The following is a 12,694-nucleotide window of genomic DNA, read 5'->3' as shown; positions in this document are numbered from 1 at the left end:
GCGCTGCAGCGCTCACGGCTGAAGGTGCAACGGCCGCGATGACTGCATCAGAGTGGTGAAGTGCTCTTCGCTCAGCGCTGCGCTGAACAGGTGTCCCTGCCCTTCGTCGCAATGGGCAGCATCGAGAAAGGCCAGTTGCGCAGAGGTCTCGACCCCCTCGGCCACTACCTTGAGTTTAAGGCTGGTGGCGATGGCGATCAGCGCCCGGGCGATGGGATCGCTGCCGCCCGACGCAGTGATCGCGGCAATGAAGCGCTGATCGATCTTCAGCGAATCCATGGGCAACAGCAGCAACAGGCTCAGGCACGAATAGCCAGTGCCAAAATCGTCGATGCTCAACCGTACCCCAAGCTCCTTGAGCTGCCCCAACACCCGCTGGCTCGCCTGGGCATCGTGCATCAGCACGCTCTCGGTGAACTCCAGGTGCAGGCGCCCAGGCTGCAAACCGCAGGCGGCCAGCTCTTCGCACACCCCGGCAACGAAGGCAGGATGACGGAACTCGGCTGCCGAGACGTTCACCGAAATCGCTTCCAGGCGGATGCCTTGAGCCTCCCAGCGTACGACCTGCCGACAGGCTTCTTGCAGCACCCAGCGCCCCAGGCGGACCATCACGCCACTGGCCTCGGCAATCGGCACGAAGCGCTCCGGCAGGGTCAGCCCCCACTGCGGATGCAGCCAGCGCAACAACGCCTCGGCACCGGTTATGCGCCCGCTGCGCAGATCCACCTGAGGCTGATAGTAGAGCCGTAATTGCCGTTGTTCGATGGCCTGGTGCAAGCCGCGCTCCACCATCTGGCGCTCGCTGGCGCGCTGCTCCATGTCGTGCTGAAAGAACAGATACTGGTTGCGCCCGCTCTCCTTGGCGCAGTACATGGCCTGGTCGGCATTTCTCAACAGTGCCTCGGCATCGCCTGCATCGCTGGGATACAGGCTGATGCCGATGCTGCAGGTGATCTGCAGACGTTGCTCTTCGAGGAAATACGGGATCTGCAGGGCGTCGCGGATCTTGCGGGCGGTGAGCCCTGCACTGCTTTCGTTGCTATCACCGGCCAGCAGCACCACGAACTCGTCGCCGCCATTACGGCTCACCGTATCGGAGCCGCGCACGCAGGCCGACAGCCGCTGGGCCACGGCCTGCAGCAACTTGTCACCGAGGTGATGACCGAGTGAGTCGTTGATGCTCTTGAAGTGATCCAGATCGAGAAACATCACCGCCACCGCATTACCGGTGCGCCGGGAGAGGCTGATCGCCTGGTGGATACGGTCGTTGAGCAATGCGCGGTTGGGCAACTGGGTGAGGTCGTCGTGCTGCGCCAGGTGCGACATTCTGGCGGCGATGGCGTGGGCGGCACTGACGTCGCGGAACACGGTCACCGTACCGCTGATAGGGCCCTTGCCGTCACGGATCGAGGTTGCCGACTGTTCGATGGCCAGGGTGCTGCCATCGCTATGCATCAACAACGTACTGCCTGCCGTTGGCGTACGCTGGCTACGCCGCAGCAACCGCTCGACAGGGTTGTGGCAGGCAGTCCGGGTGACCCCGTCGAGCAACGTCATCACCTCGGCGATGGGCCGGCCCAGGGCCTCCGTACGCTGGTAGCCGGTCAGACGCTCGGCGGCGCGATTGAGGTAATCCACCTGGCCACAGACATCGGTGCCGATCACCGCGTCGCCGAGGCAATCCAGGGTGATCTCGGCGCGCGACCGGGCACTCAGGCGATGCATTTCAGCCAATTGCCGGTGGATGGCCGCGCTTACCGTGCGGGCCAGCAGGCCACTGCCGGTCTGCCCCTTGAGCACATAGCCGCGAGCTCCCCAGCGTTGAGCCTGGCGCGCCAGCCCCGTGTTGTCCGGTTCGCCGAGCAGCAACACAGGGACGTCCGCCGCCGACGCGAACATCCGCGAACATAGCGCGCGGCTGGCTCCGCCAAGCAGGCTGACATCCAGCAATACCGCATCGATACCGCGCTGCTTGAGGCGAGTGTCGGCCGCCGACAGACTGGCGACTCCCACGCAGTCGAACGAATCGTCCCGCGACTCGCTCAACGCGGCCTGCAAACCCTTGAACAGCTCCACTTCAGCGACCAGCAGAACCCGGTAGCTCATCACGCCCCACTCCCGTGCAGATTCCATTGCGGTGCAACTGCAGAGCCAGGCTGACGCATCACTGCGACGCAGCCCAGCCTGCTCCTTGAGTTGCCCGAGCGCTTATGCTCGCTTTGCGGACACAGGGTGTAGGCCAATTATCCTTGCTCTGCAACATTACAGATTCGCGGGGTACGGTCCGTGCGCTGACGCGCTTAAGCCACGGCCAGCAGCCGAGCGGTCGATTTCGAATGCGAACGCCCGGCTGCTGGCCGGGCGTTCGCGGGGCGTTGTAGTCGCAGGAGAATCAGTCAGATCTCGCTCTGCCTGCTACCCGGATCCTGAGGCAGCTCTTCGGGCTGCTCTTGCGGCAACTCATCCGGCTGGGCGTCGGTGTTCCAACCCGGGTCCTGCTCCAATGGCTCATCGTCTTCCTCCATGGGCCGCTGAGCACGCAACGAACCCGCTCCGCTGAGGACGTCCTGATAGGTGGCGCGAGTCGAGTCACATGCATTGTCGGTAACATTGACGTTCATGATGCGTACCTCTGATGAAGCCAACGATTTGGCCTCATGACATCCGAGAGGTGCACGTCAGGAGAGGTTCAGGGGATCACGGCACCGGCTGGCGGAAATAGCAGCATGGCCAAATACGCGCACGACCAGACATCTCATGCTCTGGACACGAGCAGCCCGCTGAATCGCCAAAGGTCTGCTGGCGTCGCACCAGCGCCCACGAAAAAGGCCAGTCGAATGACTGGCCTTTTCCATGCTGCTCACGAGCCTGATGCCCTTCGCGAGCCACGCGCGCTTATTGCTGCGCGTCGTCTTCGTCGTAGTCTTCCTCGCCGATGCCACCTTCGGGGTAGGCTTGTTCGGCGTCGTCGTATTGCGACTGATCGTCACCACCCAGAGCGCCACCGCCCAGGCCATTGGCCTTGGACATGACGAACATGGCGAACTCTTCGACGGTCATGTCCTGGCCGTTGAAGGTCACCTTGTCGTTGGCATAGTGCAGCGACGACTGCAGGGTGTCGCCTTCCAGGGTCAGCAGGCCGGTACCGAGGGCCATGCCGCTGCCCATTTCGGTGAACATGGCCGCCTGGTCTTCGATGGCCTTGGCGTCGGTTTGACCTTCGATCAGGGCCTGGGCACGGACGCCATCACCGATGATGGCCTTGGCGATGGACAGCTTGGCATCCAGCTTGGCGATCATCTGTTTGGCGATCTGGTCTGGCGTCTGCTCGAACGACTCGGGCTTGGCCAGGTCCAGCGCCATGCTCAGCGATGCTTCGCCGTTGGTGGTCTTGACGCTGAATTTTTCCAGGGCGATCTGTGGCTTGGCGGCCAGCAGCTTTTCCAGATCGGCCTTCAGACGCGTTTCGTCCTCGGGCGACAACGCCAGATCCGGCCCATCCTCACCCAGGGCCTGAGCCTCCTGGATGGGCTTGAGCTTGTCGCGATACAGCTCGAGCAAGGATTGCACCGCAGCGGCATCGAAATTCTGCAACGACCAGAGCATGTGCATGCCGGCGAGGTCCTTGCCGTCGTAGCTGACCATGCCGATGTCATAACCCATGCGCCCACCAAGCACATTGCCGGTTTCCTGCAGGCTGCCGAACTGGGCGATGTCCTTGACCAGCACCGGGGGTTTGTCGCCGACCTTGATCTGCGCGGTAGCCAGTTTGAGGGCGCTGTCACCGAGGTAGAAATCGCCGCTGCCGCGCTTCTGGTCGCTGTCCAGGGTCAGGCCCCGCAGCTCGACCTGAATGGGGGCGCCCTCGCTGTCGGTCGCGGTCACGAGCAGGCTGTCCATGGCGCCAACGGCCTTGAATGCGACCGCATGCTTGCTGGCTTCGCCGTCCAGAGTCAGCCCGGAGAACTTGACCGTGGAGGTCGGCGTCGGCGCGAAGTCCAGCGGGGTGAGCACCAGCGTACCGCTGGTGGATCCGTCGTAGCCCAGGCTGCCCTGACCGGTGAGCGGCGCAGCGCCCTTGGCGGCATCGAACCACTTCTGGGTGTATTCGTTGGCTTCCAGTGCGTAGTTGCTGGCAGCCATGACCGGCCACAGATTGAGGCGTTTGAGGCGCGACGCAGGCAGCGGACCGTGCTCGATGTTGTCCACCAGCAGCACTTCCATGTGTCTGGGGAGGTTTTCCTTGTCCGGCGCGTCGAAGGTGAGGCGGTAGCGAGCGGTGCTGGTGAACAGGCGGGTTTCCAGCGACACCAGCTCCAGCTTGGCGGTGGCGCCCGAACCGAGCAGCGCGTCCTGGCTCTGCTGGTTGGCTTCTGCAATGGCGTTCTGCAAAACACCCGGCAACTGAGTGCCGGTGTACCAGGCACCGGCGGTGCTGAGCACGCCAACGGCTACCACTACGCCTACCGCTATTCCTGCAATTTTTTTCATCGTCTGCTCAATGCATGTCCGTGATGTGGATGGAGAGCCTTCCTGGCAATAACCCCTACGCGACGAGCGCGGCACTGCGAAAGGCGGCGCGAATGTTAGCACCATGCGGCCCGCGGCACTGTGCGATCGCTCGCTATTCTCATCCACCGGGACTGCCGCAGCGGCGCTGCTGGTCGACCGGAAAGGGCCATTGGCAGCCGCGGCGAGCCAGCGGCATGACGCTTCATCGGCAAACTTCATTTCGCGTCGATATGAGCTGAATCCTTCTGGTTCGTGCGCAGTCATACCTCACCAGTAGCGCTCGAATCCTTTCGAGCCTTTCTTCCGGCCGGCTACGGGCCCTGATCGAGGTGCAGATATGGCTACGCAGAGTGAGATGGTGCTGGAGCAGGCCATGTTGGCCGTTTTGGGGGCCTGTATCGACCTGGGTTATGACGTCGACAAGCTGACCAAGAAAGCGCAGATGCTGATTCTCGATAACAGCAAGTACAACTACGTCGAGCAGCCCCACGCCACGACGCCACACGAGGCCATCGAACGAGCGCTGTCGACCGTGAAGAGCGCACCACGCATCTAGCGCGGCCATCCGTTGCGGGCAACGGGAGATCGCAGGGCCACTCGATGGACGGAACTGCGCCCGTCGATCTGGCGCTCGTCACGTGCGCAACCTGTGAAACGCTGTGAAATCTTCGTGCAGTTGCGAATTGCTGTGAAGGCGACACGCAGTGGCCATTTGCTTGCTGATAACGTCCGTGGTGAAGGCAGTATCGCTGCCACGCGTCATCAATCCACTGAGGGAGCAGGGCCGATGTCTACTACCGTTTCACCGACTGGCGGTAACCCGAATACTCCGAGTTCGTCGACATCGGTATTCGATGCGAAGCTGGACATCGCCAAGTCCAGCAAAACCCTGGCCGACTACATGCGCCAGAACGGCAATGGTGCGATTACCAAACAGGAAGTCTCGCAACTGGCCAACGACACCTCGGGCAAGGTGCCCAGTGACGTCGTCGAGGCGGCCAAGTACATGCAGCGCCATCCTGACGTATTCACCGCCATCGAGACCCATGACGTGGCCGGCGCGGACGATCTCTCCGGGGTCTGGAACCTCGACTGGGCAGCCAGTGGCGGGCTCAAGGGCACCTCGACCGAAGCCATCGCCAAGATGCAGGACACCTTCGACTACGCGATCGCCAAGTCCGCGCAAATCACCGAGATCACCACCGCCAGCAAGGCCGAGCTGGACTCGACCAAGCAGCGGCCGAGCAACTGATACCGGGGCGCACCCGCAGCCCCTGCTCCCCGTCGAACGCCAGAGGATCGCAAGACCTCTGGCGTTCGGTCGTTGCCGCTATCGCGCAACGATGTTCTCGAGCCTCGATCAGGGATCGAGCCGCCGACGCAGCCAAGAGAACGGCGCCAGCAGGCAGAACACCACATAGGCCAACAGGCGTGTGGGGATGCGCGCCGGCAGCGGGGCCGGGCGCCATGGTGACTCGGGTACGAAGCGGCCAGGCGGTCTGAAATGCGCTAGCGGGCGGGTCAGAAAGCCGTGCCACAGTCCCTCACGCGATATCAGCACGCGCAAATTTTCCGGGATGAAGAAGCCCGAGTGGCGGTAGGTGTCAGTGCGCACGTTGAGAACCGCCTGCGCGTCGTAACCTGCCACGCCGCCAGGCCCTGCCCCGGGAATGGCGTATTGCGCGTAGGGCACCGCACCATCCTGGCCGCCGACATGGTTGAGCACCGCTTCCACCCGGCCCTCGGCGACGAGCCGATCCCAGTCGAAATCAGGCCGCACGATGCTCGCTGCGGTGATGATGCGGCCGAATTTCAGGTCGGCGAAATCCGCGTCCTCCAGCACGCGCGACAGCAACAGCGTGCCAAAACTGTGGGCGATGATGTCCGGCTGAGCGGGCAGCTGGCTTTTCTCCGCCTGCCGGATGGCGATCCTCATTCGCTCTCCCAGCCGCCTGGCGAGTCGGCGGTGCAGCCAGCGCGTGAACACATCGATGGTCGCCCAGCCGTATTTGTAGATGAGCACGGGGGCGGAATAGCTGAGGCGATTGGCGATTTCCCAACTGAACTCTTCCTGCCATTTGGCGCGGCTGTTCATGCCATGGATGACGATCACCCAGCGGATATCGCGACTGGTCTGGCCCAGCAGCCGATAGAAATGCTCGACGACGGCCTCGCAGCCTTCCAGCAGATAGTCGGTATGGCAATAAGGGCATGACGCAGGCGGTTCGCCAGGTGGCAGGACTCGGCCGCAGCCGCGTACCGGGCAGCGATAGGCCTCGATTGTGCGGGCAGCCGTTGATGCCACCAGACTATCCAGGAACGCCAGCAGGCTTGCATCGCTGTCCGGGGCATCCACCGCGCCGGCGAACTGCGCGAGGGTGAACTCGAGTTCGACGCCCTGCTCCAGGCGCCGGTCGATCTCCGCTTGCCAGCGGCTGTGCAGTGAGGGGCTCATGGCGCGTTGTTGTACTCCCAGAGCAGCTCGACGATGCGCACGATGTCCTCGCGCTTGCATTGCGCCCAGATCCGCAGCCGCGCCTCACGGCCATGGACCTGAACGGCGATACGGCGGCTGGTGCCATGTTCTTCGGCAGCGAAATGCAGCATGCCCTGGGCCCTGTCGAACTGGCCGGTATCCACGGCCTGCAGCACCACGCGCACCGGCTCCACGGCTTCGATCCCACCTTCGGCCAGGGTCGAGGCCATTTCCACATAACCGCCATCGAGTTCGAAGCGAGTGGAGTGCACGCCCTTGCCCTTCATCGCCGCCACCTTCACCGCCTGGTCCAGGGGAATCGGCAGCGCAGCGGTGTCCGGGCAGCCGATCGCCGCCAGGGTCATGCGCACATCCGTGAACACGGCCTTGTGGTCGATCTCGGGGTTACGGTGGATGAGGATCGCGCAGTAGGGATCGCCGAAGCGCCATTCGTAGCGCACCACGCTGCGGTCCAGCCGCTGCCGATAGGCATCGAAACGATAACGCTCCAACCCTTCCTCGGTGACGAAATCCTTGGGCTTCCAGCGATTCCAGCCCGCCTTGCACTGGTGCCAGACCATCGACAGTCCGCCCTCGCTCAGGTCGATGTGCTTCAACTCCAAGGCCTCGGGGAAGTCCAGACTGGCACTGGCATGCAGCGCTGCGGCATGGGGGCTGGCCGCGATACCGGCAGCCAGCGCGCCGCTATCGACCTGGGGTGGCTGGATCAGATAAAGGTGCTGATCGCCCCAGCCCTCGACTTCCGCCAGCCAGGCCTCCAGGGTTTCCTGGGTCAGCTCATCGGCATCGATGGCCGCATCCAGGTTGGCGGCGAAGTCTTCCTTGGTCGCGCCGATCCTGACACCGGTGCCACGCAGCAGCTCCTTGATGAAGGCATTGCCCTGGGCGACGATGACTCGCCGTACCAGTTCCTTGAGTTGCGGTCTGCTCAGCGGATCCGTGCCCATACCCTCTCCCGACGATGCGCAGCCTCATGCCGGCGCAAGGCACGACATAGCTATACGCCATCATACTGTGAGAGCTGGTGTTTTGCTTGGCCCAATCCAGCTAGAGCAGCGCAATGTTGTCCGAGCCTCGCGTAGCTGCTGCGAACCTAGGCCGCTCAAGCGTGGTGCAGGTACCAGCGCCAATCCTGCTCACCGACCTCAGCCATGAACTGACGGTATTCGGTCTGCTTGATCGCCAGAAACACCTTGAGAAATGCCTCGCCCAGGGCTTCTTTGGCCCAGCTGGACTGTTCCAGGGCACGCAGTGCTGTGAGCCAGTCGGTCGGCAAGAATTCGCTGGCCTGCTCGTAGCCGTTGCCGACGATGGCCGCGCCCGGGTCGATCTGCTCGCGAATGCCGTGATGGATGCCGGCGAGAATCGCCGCTGCCGCCAGATACGGGTTGGCGTCGGCGCCACAGATGCGGTGCTCGATGTGACGGCTGTTGGCCGGGCCACCTGGCACACGGAACGACACGGTACGGTTGTTCACGCCCCAGCTCTTGGCCAGCGGCGCATAGCTGTTGGCCTGGAAGCGGCGGAACGAGTTGGCGTTGGGGCAAAAGATCGCCAGGGAATCGAGCAGCGTGGCCATCATGCCGCCAATGGAGTGGCGCAGCAGCGGTGTGCCCTGGGGGTCTTCGCTGGCATAGAGGTTGTTGCCCTGCTCATCGGCCAGGCTGACGTGCAGGTGCATGCCGCTGCCGGCCAGGTCACCGAACGGCTTGGCCATGAAGCAGGCCTGCAGCCCGTGCTGGTTGGCCACGCCCTTGACCAGGCGCTTGTAGCGAATGCCTTCGTCGATGGCCTGCAGCGCATCGAAGCGGTGCTCCAGGGTCAACTCGACCTGGCCCGGCGCGTACTCGGAAATCGCCGTGCGCACCGGCAGGCCCTGCACTTCGCAGGCGGCATACAGATCGTCGAGGAACGGCTGCAACTGCTCCAGCTCGTAGACACCATAGACCTGCGGCGCCTGGGGGCGCACGCCGTTCATTTGCAGAGCCGGTTGCGGACGACCCGTGGCATCGCGCTGCTTGTCCAGCAGGTAGAACTCCAGCTCCACGGCCATCACCGGGTGAAAGCCGTCGGCCTTGAGGCGTTCGATCACCCGCACCAGGGCATGCCGAGGGTCGGCAGGGGTGGCGGGCAGGCCCTGGGTCGGGTGCATGCTCACCTGCAGTTGCCCGGTGGGCGTACTGCGCCAGGGCTGCAGGGTCAGGCTGCCGGGCAGCGGGTAGGTCCAGCAGTCGGCATCGGCCACTTCCCAGACCAGGCCGGTGGCCTCCACATCCTCGCCCTGGAGGGTCAAGGCCAGAATCGAGCTGGGCAGTGGCCGGCCATTTTCATAGATAGCCAGCAGCTCATCACGGTGCAGCAGCTTGCCACGCGGCACGCCATTGGCATCGATCAGCATCAGCTCGATGCTGCGCACCTCGGGGTGGGCGGCGAGAAAGTCGCGGGCTTCCTGAATGTCGGCGAATTGCATGGTCAGCTCTCGTAAAAAAATGGCAGGAAACACCGGCCTGGTCCCCTGCCCCACCTTCACGGCGTGGCACGAGGATCATGCCAGTCAATCGACCGTACAGGTCAGGCACGCGCACCTGGCATCGCCAGCAGCTCGGTCAGCCCCTCATCGAGGGTGGCGAGCAGCGTGTCGACATCGGCGGCGCTGGTGTCCGGGCAGCACAGGGTCATGTTGTGGAACGGCGTGATGAGGATGCCACGGTTGATCAGGTACAGGTGCAAGGCCATCTGCAGGCTGTCATGAAAGGCCGCTTCTGCCTCGGCACCGGTTTTCGGCGAGGTGGCGCAGAACTGGAATTCGCAGCGCGCGCCCAGCTCGGTGACCGACCAGTTCAGCCCATGCTTGGCGATCAGTTGGCGCAGCCCAGCGGCCAGTCGCGCGGCCAGCGGCAGCATGTGCTCGTAGGCTGCCGGGGTCATGACCTGCTCCAGGTTGACGCGCATGCAGTGCATGGCCAGGGCGTTGGCCGACAAGGTGGTGCCCATGCCGCTATGGCCATGGCCGTGGCTGGTTTCGCTGGCGTGTTGCTGGGCCAGGCGCATGGCCTGCGCCATCTCATGGCTGCAGCCGTACACCGAACACGGCACGCCGCCAGCAATGGGCTTGCCGAGGGTGATGAAGTCCGGTTTGAGGCTCCAGGCGCGGGTGCAGCCGCCAGGTCCAGTGGAGATGGTGTGGGTTTCGTCGATGATCAGCAGGCTGCCGTAGCGTTTGCTCAGTTCGCGAACCTTTTCCATGAAGCCCGGCTCGGGCAGCACCATGCCGATATTGGTCATCGCCGGCTCACAGAGAATCGCTGCCACGTCGCCTTGGGCCAGTGCCGCCTCCAGCGCGGTCACATCGTTGAAGGGCACGGCCCGGCTGGTCTTGGCCAGGTTGCGCGCCTGGCCGATCAGGCCGCCGCGGTGCACGGTGCGGCCTTCCTTGCAGCGCACCATCACATCGTCGACGGTGCCGTGGTAGCAGCCGTCGAACACCAGCAACACCTTGCGCCCGGTGATTGCGCGCGCCCAGCGGATCACGAAGCGGTTGGCGTCGGTGGCGGTGGTCGCCACCTGCCAGAACGGCAGGCCAAAGCGCTCGGCAAGCAGTTCGCCAGCGATTACCGCATCCTCACCGGGCAGCATGGTGGTCAGGCCATTGGCGCCCTGCTCGGCGATGGCCTGGGCGATGGGATCGGGCGAGTGGCCGAACATGCTGCCGGTGTCGCCGAGGCAGAAGTCGATGTACTCGTGGCCGTCGACATCGTAGAAGCGCGCCCCCTTGGCACGGCTGACAAACAGCGAACTGGGCATCGACCAGTCGCTCATCCAGTGCATGGGCACCCCGCCGAACAGCGACTTGCGAGCACGCTTGGCCAGCTCGACGGATTTCGGGTTGCGCTGCAGAAAACGCTCGCGCTCGCGGCTGGCGAAGGTCTCCACCGCCGACTCGCTGATTCCACTGTTGAACATGAAGAAAGCTCCTGTTGTTGTACCCATCAGGTCGCCGCAACGCTCAGTTGCCGGCCGACACACCACAGTCGATTGCCATGTCCGCGCCGGTGATGGACCGTGCGCCGCTCTGGCAGAGGAAATACGCCAGGTCGGCCACTTCGCCGGGCTGGATGAAGCGTGCCGCTTCGCCTTGCGGGTACTTGGCCAGCAGGTCCCGGTAGTACGCCGGTTGGTCGCCGTTGCCGTAACGCTGGGCCTGGAACGCCAGCATCGGGGTCTGCACATCGCCCGGTGACACGCTGTTGCAGCGCACGCCGGACGGCGCCAGGTCCAGCGCCAGCGCCTTGGTCATGAGGGTCACCGCGCCCTTGCTCGCGCAGTACGCAGCGGCGTTGCGATTGCCCTGTCGCCCGGCGTCGCTGGAGATGTTGACGATGGCGCCCTGGCTCTCGCGCAGCGCCGGGATGCTGGCCGAGCACATGAAGAACGTGGCCTTGAGGTTGACGTCCAGCACGATGTCGAAATCGTCTTCGCTGAACGACTCGACCGGCCCTTCCCGCCACACCCCGGCGCAGTTGACCAAGGCGTCCAGCCGGCCGGTGCTGGCGAGCAGCGCCGCGACCACCGCCTTGCAGGCGCTCGGCTGGCGAATATCGGCAGCGTGGGCGCCGGCCAGCTTGCCTTCGGCCTGCCGGGCAGCAAGCGCGGTAGCGTCCAGGTCGGTGCCGAACACGGTCCAGCCGCCTGCATTGAACCGCTCGCACATGGCCTGGCCGATACCTCCCAGGGCACCGGTGATCAGAACGACGGGCTGCATCGGGTTCACTCCTCGGCCCGCAGGCCGCTCGAAGGGATAAAAAGAGGGGTTGGCGCTCAGGGCGCCTTGTTCTCGATCAGGCTGTTGCCGCCATCGATCACCAGCGTCTCACCGGTGATGTAGCTCGCCTCGGGGGACGCCAGGAAGGCCACCGCGGCGGCGACTTCTTCGGGGTGGCCAGCGCGGCCCACTGGCACGTAGGCAGCGGCACGCGCCTCTTCCGGCTGGGTGGCGCCGGTGGCGATCCAGCCAGGCGCCACCGAGTTGACGGTGATGCCCTGCCCGGCCACTTCCAGCGCCAGCGACAGGTTGAGCCCGACCATGCCCGCCTTGGCCGCGCTGTAGCCGGCTTCGCCCTGATTGCCGACCCGCGTGCCGGTCACCGAGCTGACATGCACCACACGGCCATAGCCGCGCTGCTGCATGCCTGGCAACACGGCACGGGTGAGCAGAAAGGCGGTGGTCAGGTTGCGCGAAAGCGACAGGTTCCAGACGTGGAGGCTCATCTTCGACACCTCGACGAAGGGCTCGGGGCTGCCCTGCATGGCCATGCCGGCGTTGTTGACCAGGATGTCGATACGCCCCCAGCGCGACTCGGCCCAGGCCGCGAAATCCTGCACCTGCGCCTCGTCGGTGAGGTCGACCGCACGGCCCTCGGCCTCGAAACCGGCGGCGCGCAGTTCGGCCACGCGTTCGGCGATGCGCGCGCTGCTGGCGGTGACGATCAGCTTTACGCCAGCCGCACCGAGCCTGCGCGCAATGGCCATACCGATGCCACGCTCGCTACCGGCCCCGCTGACCAATGCCACCTGACCTGCCATTGCCCTGAACATACCGACCTCATCCCACTGGTTTGATGGGCTGGATGCTAAGCGCATAAATCTGATACAAAAAGACAACTGTTATCAGAGAAACTGACAACC

At 64.3% G+C, this 12,694-nt stretch carries 11 protein-coding genes; 2 read left to right on the top strand and 9 right to left on the bottom strand.

Features of this window, described 5'->3' with window-relative positions:
* Positions 1-12 precede the first annotated feature (12 nt).
* From ACT9T4_RS00660 to ACT9T4_RS00650, 3 genes are all read right to left on the bottom strand, one after another.
* Positions 13-2,106: a putative bifunctional diguanylate cyclase/phosphodiesterase gene (locus ACT9T4_RS00660; protein WP_052493727.1), complete on the bottom strand. Its 2,094-nt coding sequence runs from the start codon at positions 2,104-2,106 to the stop codon at positions 13-15.
* Positions 2,107-2,396: 290 nt separating this feature from the next.
* Positions 2,397-2,621, bottom strand: a complete 225-nt coding sequence (locus ACT9T4_RS00655) for a hypothetical protein (protein ID WP_052493728.1) — start codon at positions 2,619-2,621, stop codon at positions 2,397-2,399.
* Positions 2,622-2,895: 274 nt separating this feature from the next.
* Positions 2,896-4,491, bottom strand: coding sequence for a YdgA family protein (locus ACT9T4_RS00650; protein WP_499115027.1), 1,596 nt, complete (start codon positions 4,489-4,491; stop codon positions 2,896-2,898).
* Between the two features lie 358 nt (positions 4,492-4,849).
* Here ACT9T4_RS00650 and ACT9T4_RS00645 point away from each other — a divergent pair, with 358 nt between their 5' ends.
* Positions 4,850-5,068, top strand: a complete 219-nt coding sequence (locus tag ACT9T4_RS00645) for a hypothetical protein (RefSeq protein WP_042551765.1) — start codon at positions 4,850-4,852, stop codon at positions 5,066-5,068.
* Positions 5,069-5,299: 231 nt separating this feature from the next.
* Positions 5,300-5,764: a hypothetical protein gene (locus ACT9T4_RS00640; protein WP_499115026.1), complete on the top strand. Its 465-nt coding sequence runs from the start codon at positions 5,300-5,302 to the stop codon at positions 5,762-5,764.
* 108 nt (positions 5,765-5,872) lie between these two features.
* Here ACT9T4_RS00640 and ACT9T4_RS00635 read toward each other — a convergent pair whose 3' ends face one another.
* The 6 genes from ACT9T4_RS00635 to ACT9T4_RS00610 all read right to left on the bottom strand — a co-directional run bounded on the left by ACT9T4_RS00635 (position 5,873) and on the right by ACT9T4_RS00610 (position 12,604).
* Complete coding sequence (locus ACT9T4_RS00635; protein WP_499115025.1) at positions 5,873-6,967, bottom strand: hypothetical protein; 1,095 nt, start codon at positions 6,965-6,967, stop codon at positions 5,873-5,875.
* On the bottom strand, positions 6,964-7,956 hold the full coding sequence (locus tag ACT9T4_RS00630; RefSeq protein WP_499115024.1) for a hypothetical protein: 993 nt from the start codon (positions 7,954-7,956) through the stop codon (positions 6,964-6,966). The genes ACT9T4_RS00635 and ACT9T4_RS00630 overlap by 4 nt, the downstream gene beginning before the upstream one ends.
* 155 nt (positions 7,957-8,111) lie before the next feature.
* Positions 8,112-9,479 (bottom strand): glutamine synthetase family protein, encoded by a 1,368-nt coding sequence (locus ACT9T4_RS00625; protein WP_499115023.1) that lies wholly within the window; start codon positions 9,477-9,479, stop codon positions 8,112-8,114.
* A 101-nt stretch (positions 9,480-9,580) separates the two neighbouring features.
* The gene (locus ACT9T4_RS00620) at positions 9,581-10,972 is read right to left on the bottom strand and encodes an aspartate aminotransferase family protein (protein ID WP_042551770.1); all 1,392 of its coding nucleotides are present in this window, start codon (positions 10,970-10,972) and stop codon (positions 9,581-9,583) included.
* Between the two features lie 43 nt (positions 10,973-11,015).
* Positions 11,016-11,771 carry an SDR family NAD(P)-dependent oxidoreductase gene (locus ACT9T4_RS00615; protein ID WP_042551771.1) on the bottom strand — a complete coding sequence of 252 codons (756 nt, stop codon included), beginning with the start codon at positions 11,769-11,771 and terminating at the stop codon, positions 11,016-11,018.
* A gap of 56 nt (positions 11,772-11,827) precedes the next feature.
* Entirely contained in the window at positions 11,828-12,604 is a 777-nt protein-coding gene (locus ACT9T4_RS00610; RefSeq protein ID WP_499115022.1) for an SDR family NAD(P)-dependent oxidoreductase, read from the bottom strand.
* Positions 12,605-12,694 lie beyond the last annotated feature (90 nt).

The sequence above is a fragment of the Pseudomonas sp. SZ40 genome (assembly GCF_052958135.1).
The sequence above is the reverse complement of the archived record's forward strand: the minus strand, read 5'-3'. Positions and strand labels throughout refer to the sequence as shown.

Coding starts and splice junctions, on each gene's coding strand:
- ACT9T4_RS00615 (WP_042551771.1), bottom strand. CDS start 11,771: ATGCAGCCCGTCGTTCTGATCACCGGTGCCCTGGGAGGTATCGGCCAG.
- ACT9T4_RS00625 (WP_499115023.1), bottom strand. CDS start 9,479: ATGCAATTCGCCGACATTCAGGAAGCCCGCGACTTTCTCGCCGCCCAC.
- ACT9T4_RS00640 (WP_499115026.1), top strand. CDS start 5,300: ATGTCTACTACCGTTTCACCGACTGGCGGTAACCCGAATACTCCGAGT.
- ACT9T4_RS00620 (WP_042551770.1), bottom strand. CDS start 10,972: ATGTTCAACAGTGGAATCAGCGAGTCGGCGGTGGAGACCTTCGCCAGC.
- ACT9T4_RS00660 (WP_052493727.1), bottom strand. CDS start 2,106: ATGAGCTACCGGGTTCTGCTGGTCGCTGAAGTGGAGCTGTTCAAGGGT.
- ACT9T4_RS00610 (WP_499115022.1), bottom strand. CDS start 12,604: ATGTTCAGGGCAATGGCAGGTCAGGTGGCATTGGTCAGCGGGGCCGGT.
- ACT9T4_RS00655 (WP_052493728.1), bottom strand. CDS start 2,621: ATGAACGTCAATGTTACCGACAATGCATGTGACTCGACTCGCGCCACC.
- ACT9T4_RS00635 (WP_499115025.1), bottom strand. CDS start 6,967: ATGAGCCCCTCACTGCACAGCCGCTGGCAAGCGGAGATCGACCGGCGC.
- ACT9T4_RS00645 (WP_042551765.1), top strand. CDS start 4,850: ATGGCTACGCAGAGTGAGATGGTGCTGGAGCAGGCCATGTTGGCCGTT.
- ACT9T4_RS00650 (WP_499115027.1), bottom strand. CDS start 4,491: ATGAAAAAAATTGCAGGAATAGCGGTAGGCGTAGTGGTAGCCGTTGGC.
- ACT9T4_RS00630 (WP_499115024.1), bottom strand. CDS start 7,956: ATGGGCACGGATCCGCTGAGCAGACCGCAACTCAAGGAACTGGTACGG.